At 70.6% G+C, this 20,116-nt stretch carries 19 protein-coding genes and 1 pseudogene; 10 read left to right on the plus strand and 10 right to left on the minus strand.

What is annotated here, in order from left to right:
* Positions 1-341: 341 nt before the first annotated feature.
* Both ABZ842_RS20355 and ABZ842_RS20360 read left to right on the plus strand, forming a co-directional pair.
* Positions 342-1,211 (plus strand): bifunctional methylenetetrahydrofolate dehydrogenase/methenyltetrahydrofolate cyclohydrolase, encoded by an 870-nt coding sequence (locus ABZ842_RS20355; RefSeq protein WP_361538317.1) that lies wholly within the window; start codon positions 342-344, stop codon positions 1,209-1,211.
* Positions 1,212-1,218: 7 nt separating this feature from the next.
* Entirely contained in the window at positions 1,219-1,860 is a 642-nt protein-coding gene (locus ABZ842_RS20360; RefSeq protein ID WP_361538319.1) for a DUF3017 domain-containing protein, read from the plus strand.
* A gap of 74 nt (positions 1,861-1,934) precedes the next feature.
* Here the strand turns inward: ABZ842_RS20360 and ABZ842_RS20365 are convergent, their stop codons facing one another.
* The gene (locus ABZ842_RS20365) at positions 1,935-2,723 is read right to left on the minus strand and encodes a helix-turn-helix domain-containing protein (protein ID WP_361538321.1); all 789 of its coding nucleotides are present in this window, start codon (positions 2,721-2,723) and stop codon (positions 1,935-1,937) included.
* Between the two features lie 247 nt (positions 2,724-2,970).
* Here ABZ842_RS20365 and ABZ842_RS20370 point away from each other — a divergent pair, with 247 nt between their 5' ends.
* The 5 genes from ABZ842_RS20370 to ABZ842_RS20390 all read left to right on the plus strand — a co-directional run bounded on the left by ABZ842_RS20370 (position 2,971) and on the right by ABZ842_RS20390 (position 7,440).
* Complete coding sequence (locus ABZ842_RS20370; RefSeq protein WP_361538322.1) at positions 2,971-3,636, plus strand: DUF4097 family beta strand repeat-containing protein; 666 nt, start codon at positions 2,971-2,973, stop codon at positions 3,634-3,636.
* Positions 3,637-3,744: 108 nt separating this feature from the next.
* Complete coding sequence (locus tag ABZ842_RS20375; RefSeq protein WP_361538324.1) at positions 3,745-4,557, plus strand: alpha/beta fold hydrolase; 813 nt, start codon at positions 3,745-3,747, stop codon at positions 4,555-4,557.
* 144 nt (positions 4,558-4,701) lie between these two features.
* Entirely contained in the window at positions 4,702-5,712 is a 1,011-nt protein-coding gene (locus ABZ842_RS20380; RefSeq protein ID WP_361538326.1) for a DUF2690 domain-containing protein, read from the plus strand.
* Between the two features lie 217 nt (positions 5,713-5,929).
* Positions 5,930-6,919: a malate dehydrogenase gene (locus ABZ842_RS20385; RefSeq protein ID WP_361538328.1), complete on the plus strand. Its 990-nt coding sequence runs from the start codon at positions 5,930-5,932 to the stop codon at positions 6,917-6,919.
* 320 nt (positions 6,920-7,239) lie between these two features.
* Complete coding sequence (locus ABZ842_RS20390; RefSeq protein WP_361538330.1) at positions 7,240-7,440, plus strand: DUF397 domain-containing protein; 201 nt, start codon at positions 7,240-7,242, stop codon at positions 7,438-7,440.
* A gap of 70 nt (positions 7,441-7,510) precedes the next feature.
* Here ABZ842_RS20390 and ABZ842_RS20395 read toward each other — a convergent pair whose 3' ends face one another.
* From ABZ842_RS20395 to ABZ842_RS20420, 6 genes and pseudogenes are all read right to left on the minus strand, one after another.
* Entirely contained in the window at positions 7,511-8,569 is a 1,059-nt protein-coding gene (locus tag ABZ842_RS20395) for a peptidase (RefSeq protein WP_361538332.1), read from the minus strand.
* Positions 8,570-8,648: 79 nt separating this feature from the next.
* Positions 8,649-9,194, minus strand: a pseudogene (locus tag ABZ842_RS20400) (DUF6879 family protein).
* Positions 9,191-9,607, minus strand: coding sequence for a hypothetical protein (locus ABZ842_RS20405; protein WP_361538334.1), 417 nt, complete (start codon positions 9,605-9,607; stop codon positions 9,191-9,193). Before ABZ842_RS20405 ends, ABZ842_RS20400 begins: the two are co-directional and overlap by 4 nt.
* A 263-nt stretch (positions 9,608-9,870) precedes the next feature.
* Complete coding sequence (locus tag ABZ842_RS20410; RefSeq protein WP_361538336.1) at positions 9,871-10,725, minus strand: DUF5753 domain-containing protein; 855 nt, start codon at positions 10,723-10,725, stop codon at positions 9,871-9,873.
* Between the two features lie 24 nt (positions 10,726-10,749).
* On the minus strand, positions 10,750-11,277 hold the full coding sequence (locus ABZ842_RS20415; protein ID WP_361538338.1) for a DUF6879 family protein: 528 nt from the start codon (positions 11,275-11,277) through the stop codon (positions 10,750-10,752).
* Entirely contained in the window at positions 11,255-11,425 is a 171-nt protein-coding gene (locus tag ABZ842_RS20420) for a hypothetical protein (RefSeq protein ID WP_361538340.1), read from the minus strand. Before ABZ842_RS20420 ends, ABZ842_RS20415 begins: the two co-directional genes overlap by 23 nt.
* Before the next feature lie 123 nt (positions 11,426-11,548).
* Here ABZ842_RS20420 and ABZ842_RS20425 point away from each other — a divergent pair, with 123 nt between their 5' ends.
* The gene (locus ABZ842_RS20425; RefSeq protein WP_361538342.1) at positions 11,549-11,848 is read left to right on the plus strand and encodes a Scr1 family TA system antitoxin-like transcriptional regulator; all 300 of its coding nucleotides are present in this window, start codon (positions 11,549-11,551) and stop codon (positions 11,846-11,848) included.
* A gap of 512 nt (positions 11,849-12,360) precedes the next feature.
* Positions 12,361-14,721, plus strand: coding sequence for a glycosyl hydrolase family 18 protein (locus ABZ842_RS20430; RefSeq protein WP_361538344.1), 2,361 nt, complete (start codon positions 12,361-12,363; stop codon positions 14,719-14,721).
* A gap of 133 nt (positions 14,722-14,854) precedes the next feature.
* On the opposite strand, the gene ABZ842_RS20435 is transcribed toward ABZ842_RS20430, so the two are convergent.
* The 3 genes from ABZ842_RS20435 to rocD all read right to left on the minus strand — a co-directional run bounded on the left by ABZ842_RS20435 (position 14,855) and on the right by rocD (position 18,606).
* Positions 14,855-15,742 (minus strand): endonuclease/exonuclease/phosphatase family protein, encoded by an 888-nt coding sequence (locus ABZ842_RS20435; RefSeq protein WP_361538604.1) that lies wholly within the window; start codon positions 15,740-15,742, stop codon positions 14,855-14,857.
* 92 nt (positions 15,743-15,834) lie between these two features.
* Positions 15,835-16,860, minus strand: coding sequence for a helix-turn-helix domain-containing protein (locus tag ABZ842_RS20440; RefSeq protein WP_361538346.1), 1,026 nt, complete (start codon positions 16,858-16,860; stop codon positions 15,835-15,837).
* A 540-nt stretch (positions 16,861-17,400) separates the two neighbouring features.
* Positions 17,401-18,606 (minus strand): ornithine--oxo-acid transaminase, encoded by a 1,206-nt coding sequence (gene rocD / locus ABZ842_RS20445; protein WP_361538348.1) that lies wholly within the window; start codon positions 18,604-18,606, stop codon positions 17,401-17,403.
* A gap of 231 nt (positions 18,607-18,837) precedes the next feature.
* On the opposite strand from rocD, the gene glyA reads away from it, so the two are divergent.
* Positions 18,838-20,106 carry a serine hydroxymethyltransferase gene (gene glyA, locus ABZ842_RS20450; RefSeq protein WP_361538350.1) on the plus strand — a complete coding sequence of 423 codons (1,269 nt, stop codon included), beginning with the start codon at positions 18,838-18,840 and terminating at the stop codon, positions 20,104-20,106.
* Positions 20,107-20,116: the final 10 nt, after the last annotated feature.

The following is a 20,116-nucleotide window of genomic DNA, read 5'->3' on the forward strand; positions in this document are numbered from 1 at the left end:
GCGAACTCCCGCAGCGCGTCCGCCATGTCGCGGTACGCGTCCTCGTCGACGTTCGGCCACCCCACGCCCACGACGTCCAACATCGTGTCGACGCCTTCAGGAATCGTGTAACCCATCGTGATCTCTCCCCCGTGCTGTTGCTGCGTGCACCGCGACAACTGGTACCCATGGTGCCGCGTGATCATGACATGGAGGGTCGGTTCCGCCAGGTCCAGCGCTGAGGGTGGGGGAGGGGCGACGGTGCGTTCGAATCCGCAGGTGGCGGCCGTGCCGGCGGTTCGCGGCGCGGGCCGCCGGGGCGCAATTGGAACCAGGGCGGTGCCATCCGCGAGGATGGGGGTATGACTGCCCAGATTCTCGATGGCAAGGCCACCGCCGCAGCGATCAAGTCCGAACTGACCGCCCGCGTGGCGGCGCTCAAGGAGAAGGGCGTCGTCCCCGGGCTCGGCACGCTCCTCGTCGGCGACGACCCGGGCAGCCGTTGGTACGTCAACGGCAAGCACCGCGACTGCGCCCAGGTCGGCATCGCGTCCATCCAGCGCGAACTTCCCGACACCGCCACGCAGGAGGAGATCGAGGCGGTGGTCCGGGAGCTCAACGACAACCCCGAGTGCACCGGCTACATCGTCCAACTCCCGCTGCCGGACGGCATCGACACCAACCGCGTCCTGGAGCTGATGGACCCGGCCAAGGACGCCGACGGGCTGCACCCGATGAGCCTGGGCCGGCTGGTGCTGGGCGTGCCCGGGCCGCTGCCCTGCACCCCGTACGGCATCGTGCAGCTGCTGCGCCACCACGACGTGGAGATCAAGGGCGCGAACGTGGTCGTCGTCGGCCGCGGGATCACCATCGGGCGGCCGATGCCGCTGGTCCTGACGCGGAAGTCGGAGAACGCGACGGTGACGCAGTGCCACACCGGCACCCGCGACCTCTCCGCGCACCTGCGGCAGGCCGACATCATCGTGGCGGCGGCCGGCGTGCCGCACCTGATCAAGCCGGAGGACGTCAAGCCGGGCGCCGCGGTGCTGGACGTCGGCGTCAGCCGGGACGAGAAGGGCAAGATCGTCGGCGATGTGCACCCCGGGGTCGCGGAGGTGGCCGGCTGGGTCGCCCCGAACCCGGGCGGCGTCGGCCCGATGACCCGCGCGCAACTCCTGGTGAACGTGGTCGAGGCGGCGGAGCGCGCGGCGGAAGAGGCAGCGGAGGGCTGAGTTGGCCATGGACGTACGGACGAATGGCGACCGGGAGACCGGTCGGGAGGCGGAGGGGCCGCCGTCGGCTGGCGGCGCCGGCGGCGGTGCCGGCGGCGGCGTCGCCGAGGGTCCCGACGAAGGCGTCGAGGCCAGCGCGGAGGCCGCCTCCGAGGAAGGCGCGGACGAGTCTGGCGCGGACGCGTCCGGTTCGGGTGAGCCCGGCTCGGGTGAGTCCGGCGGCGTCGGCGGCGAGAAGGGCTTCACCCGTCGGCCGCCGAAGATGACGACCGACACCGCGCGCCCGGAGGGCGGCGGCCGGGCCGCGCCGGGCGACGCCCCCGCGCCCGCCCGGCAGTGGCCGCTGCTGACCGTGACGGGGCTGGTCGCGCTCGGTCTGGTGGTCGTGGGGACGGACCCGTTCTCCGGGGCGTTCCGGCTCGGCGCCCTGATCATCGGCGCCGCGCTGATCACGGCGGCCGTGATGCGACGGGTCCTGCCGTCCGTCGGCATGCTGGCCGTGCGGTCGCGGTTCACGGACATGATCACGTACGGGCTGCTGGGCACGGTCATCTGTCTGCTGGCGGCGATGGCGCAGCCGAACCCGTGGCTGGACATCCCGTTCCTGGAGGACGTGGTCCACTTCCTGGTCGGCCGCGAGACGAGATGACGGCGCGGTGATCGCCGCGTGACGTTGGACGGCGCCCGCCCTCCCGGTAGGGGAGGGCGGGCGCCGTCGTTTCGTCAGCCGCGGTCGTCCGCCGGGCGCGGTCCATCGGTGCTTCCCCTGCCTCCCGTACCTCCCGTGTCGTCGAAGGTCGTGGCGGGGCCGGTGCGGAGGATGTCGCGGGCCTGTTCGGCGGCGTGGACGATGCTCTCGCTGATGAAGTCGAGGAAGCGGGCGACGTTCTCCAGGCGGGTGGCGGCGGGGGTGCGGGGCCCGAGGACGGCGACGCCACGTCGGGCGACCTCGACGAGTTGGTCGTTGGACCGGGCGCTGGCGACCGTCGCCTGGAAGAAGAGGTCGTCGTCGACGAGGTAGCGGTCACGACGGCGCTCGTCGCGCTCCCGCCGGACGAGGCTCTGGCTCTCCAGGAAGGTGATCGCCTTGGAGACGGACGCCGGGCTGACCTGGAGGTGCTGGGCGAGCTGGGACGCGGTGAGGCTGCCGCTGTCGGTGATGAACAGCGAGGTCAGCACCCGGGCGGGCATCTTTGCCAGGCCCGTGGCCATGAGGCTGGTGGTCAGCACCTCCGCGTAGTCGGCCACGGCTTCGCCGTCGCGTCCGTGCGGATGGGACACCGGCTCCGACGTCCGCGCGGCGGCCGGACCGCGCCGGTGGACGCGGCGTTCGGTGGCGCGCTGGGCGAGGTCGGCGCGGTACGCCGTGGGCCCGCCGTTGCGCATGACCTCGCGCGTGACCGTGGACGTCGGACGTTCGAGACGGCGGGCGATCTCGGCGTAGGGGAGGCTGTCGGCCAGCCCCAGCGCGATCTGTCGTCGTTCCTGCTGGGTGAGCCTGCCTCCCGGCATCGCGTTCTCCTCGGTGCTCCGTGCGGTGGTTCCTGACGCCCTGACCTGCCCCACGGTAGCGTTTACTCCCTTTCCATTGCAACGAAGGTCGATGCTTTCATTGCGTTATGCGTCAAGCAAGTGCAACGCTTTACCTGCTCCGACCTGCATAAATGATGATGCATTGCAATATTGGTCTTGCTGGAATGTGGAAAGCAACGTAGCGTTTCGAATGTCAGAAACGACGAGCGAGCGCAGGAGGAACACCATGCAGAAGTTCGACACCCCCACCCCGATCTCCACCGTCCTGACCGTCCCGGCCGGCCGCGTCCGCTTCATCGCCGCCGACCGCGCGGACACCGCCGTCGAGGTCCTGCCCGCGGACCCCACCAAGAGTCGCGACGTCCGGGCCGCCGAGCAGACCGCGGTCACCTACGCGGACGGCGTCCTGCGCATCGACGCCCCTGGGCCCGCGAAGGAGTACGTCGGCCCTGTCGGAGCCCTGGAGGTCACCGTCCAACTGCCCGTGGACTCCCGCGTCGAGGTCGAGGCCGCCACCGCCGAACTCCGCGGCGTCGGACGCCTCGGCGACGTCGCCTTCGTCGGCGCGCACCGCCGGATCAAGCTGGACGAGGCCGCGAGCGTCCACCTCACCGCGATCGACGGTGACGTGGAGATCGGCCGCCTCAACGGCTCCGCCGAGATCACCACCGCACGGGGCGACATCAGGATCACCGAGGCCGCGCGCGGCACGCTCGTGCTGGACACCCAGTACGGAGACATCACGGTCGGTGCCGCCGTCGGCGTCTCGGCCGCGCTGAAGGCCCACGCCGGCCACGGCCGGATCGACAACGCCCTCAAGAACGACGGCTCCGTGCAACTGGACATCCAGGCCACCACCCCGCACGGCGACATCACCGCCCGCAGCCTCTGAAGGAACCGCGCGGCGAACACCACCAGGATCGTCCGGCCGGCCCCCCGCTCCACGACCAAGGGGCCGGAGCAGCCATCGCCCACGCCTACGCGAAAGAGGGAACCCGTGATGAACACCAGCACTCCCGCGCACCCGACGACGTGGACCGGCATGGTGCCGGTCGACGACACGGCCCTGGCCGTCACCGACACCGGCGGCCCCGGCGTCCCGGTGGTCTATCTCAACGGCCAGTTCGCCACGCAGGGTTACTGGCGGCGGGTCCTCGCCGACCTGGGGCCGGACCGGCGGCACATCACCTACGACGAGCGGGCCCGCGGCAAGAAGTCCCTGTGCTCGTCGGACTACTCCTTCGAGGCCGCCGTCCGGGACGTCGACGCCGTCCTTGAGGCCCGGGGCGTGGACCGGGCGGTGCTGGTGGGCTGGTCGTACGGCGCGGTCGTCGCCGCCCACTGGGCCAGCCGGAACCCGGAGCGCACCCAGGGCGTGGTCATGGTCGACGGAGCCTTCCCACACGACTGGCTCGACGACGCGATGGAGCGCCGGATCCGGACGCTCTTCCGGCGCGTCGGGTGGATCGCACCGCTGACGCGCCTGACGGGACTGACCCCGAGGATGACCCCCGAGCAGATGGCGAACAGCAACATCGAACTCGGCAAGCTCTCCCGGGAGCGGGAACTCGGCCCCGTACTGGACTCCATCACAGCCCCGGCGCGGTACGTGATCGCCTCCGGGAACTCCCTCGGCAGCCGCGGCGACGAGCAGGAGCGGATCCGCGCGAGCCTCGCCGCGGTGACCGCGCGCAAGCCGAACATCACCAGCACCAAGGTCGCCAGCAACCACGACGCGATCCTCAGGAAGGACTTCGCGGCGGTCGCCGAGGCCGTACGGGAGGTCGCCCCGGTGGACCACGGACGGAGCTGACGGGCGGTCGGCGGGCCGGAGGTGACCGTTCCGGGCGGTGCGGTCGACCGGCGTCGGGTGGGAGACTGGGCGGGTCCCGAAGCCGGCGGGGCGGACGACGGGGACGGGCTCGGGGACGGGCGGGGGAAACCCAGGGGGTAGGACATGCCGCAGTGGAACGCGCTGCCGGACGGGCTCGACCCGAACGTCCGGGAGCTCACCGAGCACCTGCGCCGCCTCGTCGACCACAGCGGTCTGGACCTCGCCGGACTCGCCGCGGAGACCGGCTTCGACCCCACGTCCTGGGAGCGCTATCTGGACGCCCGCGTCGTACCGCCGCACAGCGCGGTCACGGCGCTCGCCCGGCTGACCGGCACCGGTGAACAGGGCCTGACCGCCGTACGGGAGCGCGCCGCGCAGGCTTCGCGACGCCTGGAGGCGGGCCGGGACCGGGCGACGGAGCAGCTGCGGGTGGCCAGGGTGAAGGAGGGCCTGGCCCGACGCCAGCCCGAGACCGACGGCTGGAACGCGGTGCTGCGCGACGGCGGCGGCCCGGCGACCCCGCCGCCGCCCCCCGGCGCCGCCGGCTGGTCGACCGCCGCGGGTCCTGCCGCGCCGCCCGCCCCCGGTGCCCGGCGCAGGATCGTGATGTTCCTGACCGGCGTCGTCGGGGCGCTCGCGGTGATAGTGGCGGCGGTTTTCCTCACCGACCTGGGCGGTACGACGAGCGGCGACCGCGACGGCGGCGACCGCACCGCGCCCGTCGCGAAGGCACCGGCGTCCTCCGCTCCCCCCTCCTCCTCTCCCGCCGTCGACGCCGACGCGGCTCCGCCCGAGGGCGTGAAGTGCGCCGGCGACGACTGCACGGGCCGCAACCCGGAGGCCATGGGGTGCGGCGGCCGGTTCGCGCGGACCGTGTCGCAGGCGACCGTGGGAGACGCCAGCATCGAGGTCCGGTACAGCGAGGTGTGCCGGGCGGCCTGGGCCCGCATCGCGGACGCGACCTCCGGGGACTCCGTACGGATCAGCGTCGACGGCAAGGGAGCCCAGAAGGGCACCGTGACCAGCGGGACCGATGCGTACACGCCCATGACGGCGACGGAGAAGGGGACCGACGCGAAGGGGTGCGCCACGCTGGCGACCGGCACCACGGCCTGCACCGTCGTCACGCAGTGAGGAACGCGGCCGGCAGGCAGTGAGGAACGCAACGAGGGGCCGGACGGGCGCGGTCGTGCGGGTCGGATAGCCTGACCGCTGGATGTCTCTTCACATCAAGATTCGTGAGAACTCCGTGAGAAGCGGAAGCGAGCGGACGGATGCGAAGGAGGATGCGGGGAGGGATCCGACCGAGGGGCACGGACCCCCATCCGCCAGCTGTCTTACGGAGATCGCCATGACCCGCACCCCCGTGAACGTCACCGTGACCGGCGCGGCCGGCCAGATCGGTTACGCGCTGCTGTTCCGCATCGCCTCCGGCCACCTGCTCGGCCCCGACGTGCCGGTCAAGCTGCGCCTTCTTGAGATCACCCCCGCCCTCGGCGCCGCCCAGGGCACCGCCATGGAGCTGGACGACTGCGCGTTCCCGCTGCTGCGCGGCATCGACATCACGGACGACCCGAACGTCGCCTTCGACGGCGCGAACGTCGCCCTGCTCGTCGGCGCCCGCCCGCGCACCAAGGGCATGGAGCGCGGTGACCTGCTGGAGGCCAACGGCGGCATCTTCAAGCCGCAGGGCAAGGCGATCAACGACCACGCGGCGGACGACATCAAGGTGCTCGTGGTCGGCAACCCGGCGAACACCAACGCGCTGATCGCCCAGGCCGCGGCGCCGGACGTACCGGCCGACCGCTTCACGGCGATGACCCGCCTGGACCACAACCGCGCGATCTCCCAGCTCGCGGCGAAGACTGGTGCGGCCGTCTCCGACATCAAGCGCCTGACGATCTGGGGCAACCACTCCGCCACGCAGTACCCCGACGTCTTCCACGCGGAGATCGCGGGCAAGAACGCGGCCGAGGTCATCGACGACCAGGCGTGGCTGGCCGACACCTTCATCCCGACCGTCGCCAAGCGCGGCGCGGCGATCATCGAGGCCCGCGGCGCGTCTTCGGCGGCGTCGGCGGCGAACGCGGCGATCGACCACGTCCACACCTGGGTGAACGGCACCGCGGACGGCGACTGGACCTCGATGGGCATCCCGTCCGACGGCTCGTACGGCGTGCCGGAGGGCCTGATCTCCTCCTTCCCCGTCACGACGAAGGACGGCAAGTACGAGATCGTCCAGGGCCTGGACATCAACGAGTTCTCGCGCACCCGCATCGACGCGTCGGTGCAGGAGCTGGCGGAGGAGCGCGAGGCGGTCCGCGCGCTCGGCCTCATCTGAGCCCTCGCTAGGTCTTTTTTGCCAGACCCTTTTCACGGACCCCGGGTACCGCCATCGCGAATGGCGTCGTACTCGGGGTCCGTGAATTCGTAGCTGTGCCCACCGGGATGCCCGGCGAAGAGCACGCACGCTTCATTCGCCCCGCGGGGGCCCCGTTGTTCGCGGAACAGTCACGGAGCAGCGCAACGGCGGAGGGTTCCCTTCCGGTTTTCCATTGGGCCCAGACCTCGTGCTCGTCGCTGTCGTCGAGTTCCCGTACGAGGTCGAAGTGCGGCCCGTTTCCGTGTTGATTCGATCCTTGATGGCGGACAGCAGTGCGCGTGTCCCAACTCCTGCTCCACGAAAGCGCATGGCGCAAGTCCAGCTACAGCAACGCGGCGGGTGGGGACTGCGTCGAAATCGTGGACGGGCTCCCCGTCGTCCCGGTCCGGGACAGCAAGCTTAAGGACAGCCCTGTCCTGCTCCTGACGCACACGGCCTTCGCCGACCTGGTCGAGTACGCCAAGCGCACGGACGCGTAGTCGTCCACCGAACTGCGAGCCCCGCCGCCCCCGTTGTCCTCGGGCGTGGCGGGGCTCTTCTGCGCGGGGCCTAGGAGTTCTGCACCGCGGCGAAGAGCGGTTGCGTGACCTGCTTGGTGAACCGCGGCCCGACGAGGTACCGATGGCAGCCCGCCGCGGGCCCCTCGCAGAACCGGCCGGCCTCGGTCATGTGCCAGCTGCCGCTGTTGACGCCGACGACGGCGCCCTTCCCCGTCGAGTGGTTCAAGTCCGCGACCCGGGGCCCGCCGCTGGAGCCGCCGCCCATGTCGCAACGGACACCCCACCGGTCCTCGTGCTTCGGCACTTCGTCCCAGCCCATGGACTCCCTGGCCGTGCCCCAGCAGTGCGCCAGCCGCTTGCCCGTGAACTCCGGCCGTCCCTGGTTCGCCTCCTTGTACGCGGAGGCGCGGGGGTAGCCGAACTGCTGGACCGGGAGGTTGCCCGGCTTGTCGTACCCGAGGCGCTGGGTGGACCCGGCGGCGTCGGCGGCGCGCACGCCCGCAGCGTTTCGTCCGAGCGTCAGAAAAGCCTGGTCGTACGGGGAGTTCTCGCCGCTCTTGACCCACTCGGGGTGCACCGAAGCGAGCCGCACCGCGAAGGTGCCGTGCGGGGCCTTGGCGTCGCGGTAGCCGGGGACGAAGAGCTGGTTCGTGTTCCAGCGGGCATCGTCACCAAGGAGGTTGTGCCCGAGGGTGCAGTGTCCTGCGGTCACCACGGTGCTCCGGTTGGCGGCGGTCACCAAGGTGGCCGTACAACTGGAGTCCTCGCCGTCGCGGTCGGTGTAGAACAGCCGCCCCACGGACTTGGAGAGCGCGGCGGACCCCTGCCAGGCCGCTCCGTCGGGCCCGCCGGCGGGCGGCCGGTTCGACGGCGGATCGGCCGGCACGGCCGCCATCCGCGCCGGCGTCCAGTAGCCCCGTACGGCCTTCTCGTCGGCGACGGTCGGGGCGACGGGGTGCACGACGGCCGACGCGGCTTCCGCGCTGCCGCCCGTGGCCGTCGGAGCCGCCACGGCGGCGGGCGCGGAGAGCAGTGCGACCGAGGCCACGGCGGCGAGAACCCCGCCTCGTCGGGCGGGGGAGTGACGACGGTCGGCGTGTACGGGCATGGATCCTCTTCCTCTGGCACATCGGCTCTTCGAGCTCTTCCGGCTCGCAGCAGCCTGGCGCGACGATGTGAGGATCCGGTCAGGTAGTTCTTTCCGACGTGTGGTGAACCCGGCTGTAGTCGAGGGTGGGCACGGCGTGGTGCCAGGCTGCGTCGCGGGCCTGGCAGGCCGCGAGGACTTCGGAGGCGTCTTCGACGAGTTCGACGCCGAGGGTGGTGTCCTGGTCGTCGAAGTGGAACTTCATCATCACGCGCGAGTCGAAGAGCTAGAAGTCGTACTCGGGCAGCCCGAGCCGAAGCGCCTTCGCGCGTGGGAGGTTGCGGATGTCCTCACCGGCTCGTACGTTGCCGGGCGCGGTGGCCAGCAGGTACCGCTGTCCCTCCGTCGGGGGGTCGTCGACGATGCGTACCCGCTCGAACCTTTTCCCGGCCGCGGTCTGGGCCCGCACGTTGAGGCGCCATCGGTTTTCGGGTTCCTGAAGGATGTCCTCGCCGCGCAGCCACCGCTGCCACTTCTCACCGCGCCGGTCCGATGCGTAGCCGCGTCGCGTCTCCAACCGCCAGGCCGTGTGCTCGAACTCCTCGAAGAGGTGCGCCGCCTCGGCGAAGGGGATGAGGTTCCTCATGGGGCTCCTGTGACTGGGCAGGGGTAGGTCGGTCGGAGGCGGTGGGGTGAGCAGGCGACCAGGTTCACGGACAGGAAGCGCTGCCCCGTCAGCCACCAGCCGCCGACGATATCCGCGCCGTCCGCGACCTGTTCGGCGATCGCCGCGATCCGGTCTTCGACGGCGGACGGGTCCGGCTGGGTGGCGAACGAAGCGGCGTGGGGGTGCACTTGGGCGGCGAACCAGACCGCGGCCTCGTGGGGCTCGCCGAAGGTGCCGCGTACGAGTGAGGCGGGTTTCAGGAGCCAGTGGGCCACCTCCAGGGGTGGCAGGGGGTTCGTGGCGAAGGTGGGGTGTACGGCTCGGCGCGGGCCGTCCTGGTGGAGGTCGAACCCGCTGCCGAGCCAGGTGTAGCCGTGGTGGTGTCGTTGCAAGGCGCTGTCCTTGAGCCGTGCGTACGGGTCAGCGACGCCCGCAGCCGCTGCCGTCCCCGCAGCCGCCGCTCTCGTTGCCGCCCTTGCCGTCGTCGTCCTCGGGGTCGACCCCGGTGGTGATGAGGCCCGGGTGGGGTGGATGGCGCATGGTCGCCTCCTGCGCGTGACCAAGACGCGGGGGCCTTCTCCGCGACACTGCGCAGGTCAGAGCGTCGGGCGCGAGCGGGAGTCAGCTCAAGGAACTTGCGGGGGCTTGCACGGGGTCACCCGAGCGCCGTAATGGCGTCTGTGATCAGGTTCCTGGCCCGGGTGCCGTACACGGCGATGCCCGCCAGCTCGCTGAAGGTCTTCACGTACTCGGCGATGCCGTTCGGCTGCTTGACGTTGAGGTGTGCGCTGACCAGTTCGACGGCGACCTGGTCGTCGTCGTAGATCGAGAAGGACTCCGTCGGCCAGGCGACGCCGCGCGGCGCACCCATGGGGATGATGCCCAGACTGACGGACGGCAAGGACGCCATGGTGATGAGCTGGCCCAGTTGGGCGGCGAGCACGTCGGGGTCGTTGATGACGGTGCGCAGGACCCACTCCTCCACGAGGAACGCGCAACGGCGTCCGCCCTCGTGGACGACCTGCTGTCGAGCCATGCGCACGGCCACGGCTTCGGCGATGTCGCCGGGTGCCTTGCGAAGTGATGCCACGGTCTCCAGCATCACCCGCGTGTAGGCGGGGGTCTGGAGCAGCCCGGGGAACACCCACGACTGATAGACGCGGAAGCGTTGGGTCCGCTCGTAGAGGGGGAGGACGGACTCCTGCACCTGCTTCAGACCGGCGCCCTCCAGGCGGCGCCAGTCGACGTACAACTCCTCTATGCCGCGTGCGGTGGCGATCAGGTCCTGTACCTGGGCCTGGGCCCCGCACACGCCGGCCCAGGTGCGGATGTCGTCGTCCGACGGGGTGATGACGCCGTTCTCGATGCGGGAGGACTTCGACTCGTGCCAGCCGGCACGGGCGGCCATCGCCCGTGCCGTGGTGAACCCCGCTGACAGCCGGATCTCCCTCAGCCGCCTCCCCAGGGTCTTGCGGGCCTCCTGGACCGCAGAGGACGGGGAGGAGGTCAATGCCGGACTCGCAGCTGTCCGTGGTCAGGACACCTGGTAGTCCTCATGAGGAATCGCCCTCTCCCACACGGATTCGAAAGCCGTGGAACACAGGCGTACCACACCGGGGTCCGTCGTGCGCTCCTCGTCACCTTCCGGTGACAGCTCTCCATCTCCCGCGAAGTGGAGGAACAGGACCAGGCTGTCGTCGAACAGCCAGAAGTCGTTCCCCGGCAGGGCGAGGTCGGAGGCCCGCCGTCGCGGCAGCCACCGCACGGACTCGCCCGCCGCCACGTTGCCGTCGGTCACGTGGTGCTCAAAGCGGATGTAGTCCGACACGGGCTCCGAGACGATGCGGGCGCGCCGTACGGAGACGCCTCGGGAAGTGATCTCCCGCATCGTCGTCAGCCAGGGACTCGACTCCAGGTCGAGATAGCGCGACCGGTCGCGCACCCCCTGCTGCCACGCGAGGTACTCGGGGTCCGACTGCATGTAGCCGTCCCGCATCTCCAGGTGCACGGCCGACTTCTTCGCCAGCCGGAACAACTGGTTAAACGTTGGTTCCTCCGCCACCGTTCACCTCCGGGAAGAACTGCATCATGCGCTTCGGGATCTCGACAACCGTCTCGTGCGAGGGCAGGTCCAGTTGGGCCAGCCGCTCGGCGTCGGCCACCTTCCAGCCCTGGACCAGGTAGTTGTCGCTGACGTCGTCGTAGTACACGGTCGGCGACTAGCCCTCGGGGGATTCGGGGTCCTTGCCGAGCATGTGGAGAGCCATGGCTTCCTCCGTTGGTCGGGTGAGTCGTACCCGTATGACCTTGCAGCGCGCCCGTCGCACTCCGCAGTGGGAGGTGTGGACGTCATGCGTGCGCAACTGCGGCGGGTTCTGGAAGCCATGGGCACGCCGGGGCTGACGCTCGGCGTCATTCCGGCGCGGGCGCCCATGGCCGTCTACCCGTCGAACTCGTTCAGCATCTTCGACGGGGCGCGGGTGGAGATCGAGCCGTACTCGTCGGCCGAGAGCATCACCGAGCCGTTGGGCGTCGCCCTTTACGAGAGGGTGTTCTCCCTGCTGCGACAGTCCGCCGTATACGGGCAAGGGGCCCGCGAGTTGGTCGAGGCAGAGCTCACGGCGCTGGGCTGAGGGGCACGTCCGCCCACGCCCGCACCCTCCCCACCGGCAGGTTCCGTTCCTGCGGGGTCAGGTCGGTGATCTGGGCTCCGTGGTCCGCGGAGGGTGGGCGATCACCCGGCGTCCGCACCCGGCGCACCTCCGGTCGCGGGCCCGGTGCTTGCGCCCCCGATGCTCGGGCATCGCCGGACCCGGCGCGGTGCTCATGAGAGTGCTCTCACAACCACCCTGGCGCGGGCCCGCCGCGAGTAGCGTCCCTGTTCGAGGCGTCCACGAGGCAGGGCGGGACGAACGGGTCCGGTGCGCAAGACACTTGTATCGGACACATGGGAATCACGCCTGAAAGGTCCAGACCTATTGACTGGTTGGTCTAGTCCTTTTAATGTCTCGTTCACCTCTGCGGATCCGACCCCCGGGACCTGACTGCCCAGGGGTCAACGCGCCCACCCCCCATAGAAGTTGTGCGTGGCCAGAACACCCTGCGTCCCTGGCGGGCGCGGGCCCCCCACCAGGAGGATCCGAAAGTGCTGTCCCCCAGACGAACGAGAGCGACGCTGTTCGCAGCGGGCGCCGCCGCCGTCGGCGCGCTGCTCGCGACGACGCTCTCGTCAGGCGTGTCCCAGGCCGCCTCGCAAGAGCAGTGCCGGCCCGAAGGGCTCTACACGACGCCCGGCGTCGACGTGCCGTACTGCACGGTGTACGACAACGAGGGCCGCGAGAAGATGGGCGCGGACCACCAGCGCCGCATCATCGGCTACTTCGCCAACTGGCGCACCGGCAAGGACGGCCGCCCGGCCTACCTCGCCAACAACATCCCGTGGGACAAGATCACCCACATCAACTACGCCTTCGCGGGCATCGACTCGGCCAACAAGATCACCATCGGTGCCGACGGGCCGGACAACGCGAACACCGGGATGACCTGGCCTGGCGTCGCCGGGGCCGAGATGGACCCGGCCCTGCCGTACAAGGGCCACTTCAACCTGATGACGAAGTTCAAGAAGGCCCACCCGAACGTCAAGACGCTGATCTCGGTCGGCGGCTGGACGGACAGCGGCGGCTTCTACAAGACGACGACGAACGCCGACGGCTCCGTCAACCAGGCCGGCATCAACACCTTCGCCGACTCCTCCGTCGAGTTCATCCGCAAGTACGGCTTCAACGGCGTCGACATCGACTACGAGTACCCGACGTCGATGAAGGACGCGGGCAACCCGGCCGACTGGCCGGAGGCCAACGCGCGCCGCGCCGGGCTCAACAAGAGCTACAACGTGCTGATGAAGACCCTGCGCGAGAAGCTCGACCGGGCCAGCGCCGCCGACGGCAAGCACTACCTGCTGACCGTCGCCGCGCCGTCCTCCGGGTACCTGCTGCGCGGCATGGAGACGTTCCAGACCACGAAGTACCTGGACTACCTCAACATCATGTCGTACGACCTGCACGGCACCTGGAACGAGCACGTCGGCCCGAACGCCGCGCTGTTCGACGACGGCAAGGACTCCGAGCTGGCGGGGGCGGGCGTCTACACGACCGCGCAGTACGGCGGCATCGGCTACCTGAACACCGACTGGGCGTACCACTACTTCCGCGCCTCGATGCCGGCCGGCCGCATCAACATCGGCGTGCCGACGTACACCCGCGGCTGGAAGAACGTCCAGGGCGGCACCGACGGACTGTGGGGCAAGGCGTCCGCGACGACCTGTCCGCCCGGCTCCGGCCTCACCAAGTGCGGTGACGGCGCCGTCGGCATCGACAACGTCTGGCACGACAAGGACACCAACGGCAAGGAGTCCCCGGCGGGCTTCAACCCGATGTGGCACGCGAAGAACCTGGAGAAGGGCGTCGTCCCCGACTACCTGCCCAAGTTCGGCCTGCCCGCGGACACCAAGCTGACCGGCAAGTACGTGCGCAAGTACGACGCCACGATGGCCGCGCCGTGGCTGTGGAACGCGGAGAAGAAGGTCTTCATCTCCACCGAGGACGAGCAGTCCATGGGCGCCAAGGTCGACTACGTGGTCAACAAGGGCCTCGGCGGCACCATGATCTGGGAGCTGGCGGGCGACTACGACTACAATGCCGCCAAGGGCCAGTACGAGCCCGGTTCCTCGATGGTTTCGCTGATGTACGACAAGTACAAGGCGGCGGCTCCGTACGGGGCGAAGAAGTCCAACACGGCCCTGCCGACCGACGCGATCAACGTCGACGTCGAGTTCGGACAGTTCCCGCTGGGCGACTCGAACTACCCGATCAGCCCCAAGCTGAAGATCACCAACAACACCAAGGCGACCCTGCCGGGCGGCACGGAGTTCCAGTTCGACTACGGCACCTCCGCGCCCGCCAACGCCAAGGACCAGTCCGGCTTCGGCACCCAGATCATCAAGAGCGACCACACCGGCAACAACGTGGGCGGTCTGAAGGGCGACTTCCACCGGGTCTCGCTGAAGCTCCCGGCGTGGCAGTCGGTGGCGCCGGGCGCCTCCGTCGAGCTGGACTTCGTCTACTACCTGCCGACCTCGACGCCGTCCAACTGGACCGTCACCTTCGGCGGCAAGACGTACGCCATTGCGGCTGACCTGGCGCGCGGCACGAAGATCGTCGAGCCGGGCGACGGCTCGGCCACCAACGGCGGCGCCAACGGCGGGGCCAATGGCGGTGCGAACGGCGGCGCCAACGGTGGAGCCAATGGCGGTGCGAACGGTGGGGCGAACGGCGGCGCCAACGGTGGTACGTGCACCGCGGCCCCGTGGAGCGCGACCAGCGAGTACGGCTCCGGCGCGACCGTCTCCCACAAGGGCAAGACGTGGAAGTCGAAGTGGTGGACGAAGGGCGAGGAGCCCGGGACCACCGGCGAGTGGGGCGTCTGGCAGGACCAGGGTCCCTGCTGAAGTCCGGTCCGGCGGGACACCGCTGACAACTGAAGAGAACAACTGAAGAGAACAACTGAAGAGAACAACTGAAGAGAACGGCTCTCCATGACAGCCCGGCGGCGCAGTCCCTGACCCTGCGCCGCCGGGTTCTTCACGTCCGCGGGCCCGTCACGTCTTCGGGCCCGTCACGTCTTCGGTTCTTCGCGAGGGACACGTCGGCGTGCACCAGGTCGTGGTCCGAGTTCGGGGTGAGCTGCACGCCCTGCTTCACCGGGGAGACGCCGCGCAGGAAGACGTAGTCGAACTTCAGCCGCCAGTCGGTGGTCGGCTTGCAACTGCCGCTGGACGAGGGGCGACAGCCCGGGTCCGCGTCCTTCGCCAGCTTCCACATGCCCTTGAGCTCGCCGGCCCCGGGCACGGCGTTGAAGTCGCCGAGCACGATCGCCCGCGGGTGCCGGGCGACCTCCGCGGCCAGCGCGCGGACCTGGCCCGCCCGGACGGACTCCTGGCGCCGTTGGGCGAGGTGCGTGTTGAAGACCCGGACCGGCTGGCCGTCCACCTCGGTGGTGACCGCGACGTAACCGCGGTCCTCGGACCCGCCCTCGGGGTACTCCACGCTCACCCGGTCCGTCATCGGCGCCGCCGACAGGATGGCCTGACCGAACTCGCCCGGATTCCACGGGGTGCCGCCGCAGCGGCCCCGGTGGCCGAGGACCGTTCCGTACTCGACGTGGTACTCCAGGCCGTGCCGGCGCTTCAGATGCTCCCGCATCCGCTCCACGTCCCGTACGCACGCCTCCTGCATGCCGATGACCTGGGGCGCGAGGGCGGCGATGTCCGCGGCCCGGCCCGCGTTGTTCTCGTCGCAGGGGTTGCAGATGTTCCACGTCACGACCCGGTTCGGCACGGCGTCCCGGACGTCTTCGGCGGGCAGCGGCGCGGTGGAGCGGGCGCCGACCGGCTCACCGGGGCCGACGAGAACGATGCAGGTCACGACCGCGGCCCCCGCGAGCAACCACGTGCCCCTTCCGAACACCAGCGCCTCCTCGAAGTGGGTCCCTCTGACGGCCGACGCCTGCGGCAGATCCGGCCGACGCCTCCTTGCACGAGGTTAGGGCCTGTTTTACGGATTTACGGATCTTGCTGGGTTCGCGGGCTCTGGCACCGTGCTTGTTGCTGCGCTTGTTGCTGCGCTTGTTGCTGCGTCCGTTGCTGTGCTTGCTGCTGCGCCTGCTGTCGGAAGGCGCGCGGCCCGATGCCGTACGCGGCCCGGAAGGCGCGGCTGAAGACCTCCGCGTTGCTGAAGCCGCGGTGCGCCGCGATGGCGTGGATCGGCCGGTGCCGCAGCGCCGGGCGGGCGAGGTCCTCGCGACAGAGCTCCAGCCGGCGTCGCCGGATCGAGGCGGCGACGCCCTCCCCGCGCGGCTCGAACAGCGCGTACAGGGAACGCAGCGAGATCCCGTGGTGCTCGGCGATCGTCCGGGGCGAGAGGTCCGCGTCCCCGAGGCTGCCCTCGACGAACGCGTCGACGCGCTCCCGCAGCACCTCCGCCCGGCTGCGGGCCGGCAGCGCGTCGTCGTCGCCGAGGTGCTGCGCCAGGTACGCGGTGGCCAACTCGAACGCCATCGCGCCCAGCCGCTGCAACTCCGGGCCGGTGCAGGCGTCCGCCTCCTCGGCGAGCGCGGAGAGGAAACGGGTCAGGACCGCGCCCATGCCCCGGCGGGCGTCCAGCGGGGTGGCGACCAGACGGGCCACCCTGTGCTGCGGCAGCGCCAGGGCCTGCCGCGGCAGGTTCAGCACGATCATGTCGGCCCGACGGTCCTGGGGACCCGTCCCGGCGGCCAACGGGCGGGACACGTCGAAGAGCACGGCCTCGCCGACCCCGAAAGCCGCGTGCCGGCGGTCCTGCTCCACCCACATCGAACCGCCGGTCACCAGCGTGAGGCAGTAGTAACCCGGGTCGCTGCGCCGGATCATCGTGGGCGTGCGCCACGCCCGGTGCTCGGCCTGGGAGATCCACGAGGCCGTCAGCGCACCGAGGTCCAGGCTGTCGGACCGGGCGGCGAAGCACGCCGGATCGTCGATCGCGAGGCCCGCGGGAGCGAGGGTCCGGGCGATGGCGTCGTGCCATCCGTCGCCCCTGTCGGCGACGGGCATGCTGTCCGTGGAGATCCGTGACCACATCCGGAACGCCCCCCTGCGCTTCGAACTTCCGAACCCTCGAACCCTTGAGCTTCCTGGATTCCTGTCGAGCCAATTGATCGTAACCGGACGTGACGGGTGGGACGGGATATCACTGCACTGCACGAAGTGACGGGTAATCGTGCGTACCACGGCAAGTCGGCCCGGTGGGACGGCCCTAGGTTTGGACCAAAGGAGACGCGCCGGTACGTGCCGGGTGCTACTCGCCACGTGCCGGGTGCTACTCGCCACGTGCCGGACGCGTCGGTACGAAGGGGGAACAACAATCATGAACAGGATGAACGGGCTGGATGGGCTGAACGGACTGAACTGGCGGGGAATGCGGGACCCCGACCGACCGTGGGAACCGCAGTCGCAGCAGGCGACATGACGACGGGGCGCGCCCCGCTCCCGCAGCGGTGCGACCCCGGGTGGGGCCGCGCCGCCGTGGGGGAGAAGTCGGGGCTCTCCGAATAGGGTGTCCCGTCAGGACTACGACGTGACTATCGCGTCTCGTTAGGACGACAGGACTGCGCGGAGCTGGTCCAGGCCCCAGTCCAGGTCCTCCTTGCTGATCACCAACGGCGGGGCGATGCGGATGGTGGAGCCGTGGGTGTCCTTGACCAGGACGCCCCGGCCCATCAGCTTCTCGGAGACCTCGCGACCGGTGCCGTACGCGGGCGCGACGTCGACGCCCGCCCACAGACCGCGCCCGCGCACCGCCTCCACCGCGCCGCCGCCGGTCAAGAGGCCCAGCTCGCGGTGGAGGTGGTCGCCCAGCTCCGTCGCCCGCTGCTGGTACTCGCCGGTGCGCAGCATCGCGATCACCTCCAGGGCCACGGCGCACGCCAGCGGATTGCCGCCGAAGGTCGACCCGTGCTCGCCCGGCCGGTACACCCCCAGCACCTCGCGCGACGAGACCACCGCGGACACCGGCACCACGCCGCCGCCGAGCGCCTTGCCCAGCACGTACACGTCGGGGACGACGCCCTCGTGCTCGCAGGCGAAGGTCTTCCCCGTACGGCCGAGGCCCGACTGGATCTCGTCGGCGACGAGCAGCACGTTCCGCTCGCGGGTGAGCCGCCGCACGCCCGGGAGGTACCCCGGCGGCGGCACCAGCACGCCCGCCTCGCCCTGGATCGGCTCCAGCAGCACCGCGACCGTGTTCTCCGTGAGCGCCGCCTCCATCGCCGTCAGGTCGCCGTACGGCACGATCTCGAACCCGGGGGTGTACGGCCCGAAGTCCGCGCGCGCCTCCGGGTCCGTGGAGAAGCTGATCACGGTGGTGGTGCGGCCGTGGAAGTTGTTCGCCGCGACGACGACCTTCGCCATGTTGTCCGGGACGCCCTTGACCCGGTAGCCCCACTTCCGCGCGGTCTTCACGGCCGTCTCGACCGCTTCCGCGCCGGTGTTCATCGGCAGCACCATTTCCATGCCGCACAACTCGGCGAGCTGCGTGCAGAAGTCCGCGAACCGGTCGTGGTGGAAGGCGCGGGAGGTGAGCGTGACCCGCTCCAGCTGTGCGTGGGCCGCGTCCAGGAGACGGCGGTTGCCGTGGCCGAAGTTGAGCGCCGAGTAGCCGGCGAGCATGTCGAGGTAGCGGCGCCCCTCGACGTCGGTCATCCACGCGCCCTCGGCGGTGGCGACGACGACCGGCAGCGGGTGGTAGTTGTGCGCGCTGTGCGCCTCGGCGGCGGCGATGGCGCTCTCCGATGCAGTCACGGGATCTCCGTTTCGCTGGTGCCTGACGTCCGGGACGGGATCGCCGCCCCTGTTTCTATCGTCGCTCGCATGGTGGACGAAGAAACCTCCACGGCCGACGCGCGTACTAGGGTGAAGGTGCGCGCGGCGACTGGCGTACGGGGAGGTCACCCCGAGGGAGCCGGGCGCGCAGGAGCCACGAGGTGCCGCCCGCCTGGGTACCCCGGACCACTCGTGAGCCCGGAGGACGTCATGACTCTCCCCCTGCCCCACCCCGCACTGAACGCCGTGGACCCGGAGCTCGCCGCGCTCGTCGGCGAAGAGGAACTGCTCCAGGCCAGCACGCTGCGGATGATCCCCAGCGAGAACTACGTGTCCCGGGCCGTGCTGGAGGCGTCCGGCACGGTCCTGCAGAACAAGTACAGCGAGGGGTACGCCGGCCGTCGCTACTACGAGGGCCAGCAGGTCATCGACCAGGTCGAGCGGCTTGCGGTGGGCCGTGCCAAGGCCCTCTTCGGCGTCGAGCACGCCAACGTCCAGCCGTACTCCGGCTCCCCGGCGAACCTGGCCGTGTACCTCGCCTTCGCCGAGCCCGGCGACACCGTCATGGGCATGGCCCTGCCGATGGGCGGCCACCTCACCCACGGCTGGGGCGTCTCGGCCACCGGCAAATGGTTCCGCGGCGTCCAGTACGGCGTGCGCCACGACACCGGCCTCATCGACTTCGACGAGGTGCGCGACCTCGCGCTCAAGGAGCGGCCGAAGCTCATCTTCTGCGGCGGCACGGCCCTGCCGCGGACCATCGACTTCGCCGCGTTCGCCGAGATCGCCCGGGAGGCGGGCGCGGTGCTCGTCGCGGACGTCGCGCACATCGCGGGCCTGATCGCGGGCGGGGCGCACCCCTCGCCGGTGCCGCACGCCGACGTGATCTCCACGACCACGCACAAGACCCTGCGCGGCCCGCGTGGCGCGATGCTGATGTCCCGCGAGGAGTACGCCAAGCCACTGGACAAGGCCGTCTTCCCGGGCCTGCAGGGCGGGCCCCACAACCAGACCACGGCGGGCATCGCGGTCGCCCTGCACGAGGCGGCGCAGCCGGCCTTCCGCGACTACGCCCACTCGGTCGTCGCGAACGCCCGCGCACTGGCGGACGCGCTGCTGGCCCGCGGCTTCGACCTGGTGTCGGGCGGCACCGACAACCATCTGATCCTGATCGACCTGACCGGCAAGGACGTCCCCGGCAAGGTCGCGGCGAAGGCGTTGGACCGGGCGGGGATCGTCGTGAACTACAACACCGTCCCCTACGACCCGCGCAAGCCCTTCGACCCGTCCGGCGTGCGCATCGGAACGCCGTCGCTGACCTCGCGCGGCCTGGGAGTGGAGCACATGGGCGCGGTGGCGGAGTGGATCGAGCGGGGGGTGGCGGCGGCCCGGTCCGAAGACGAGGCCGCGCTCACCGCGATCCGCGCGGAGGTCGCCGAGCTGATGTCCGCCCACCCCGCACCGGGCCTGACCGCCTGATCCGGGCCGC

The organism is Streptomyces sp. NPDC047315, assembly GCF_040643215.1.
In the GTDB taxonomy this organism is placed as follows: domain Bacteria; phylum Actinomycetota; class Actinomycetes; order Streptomycetales; family Streptomycetaceae; genus Streptomyces.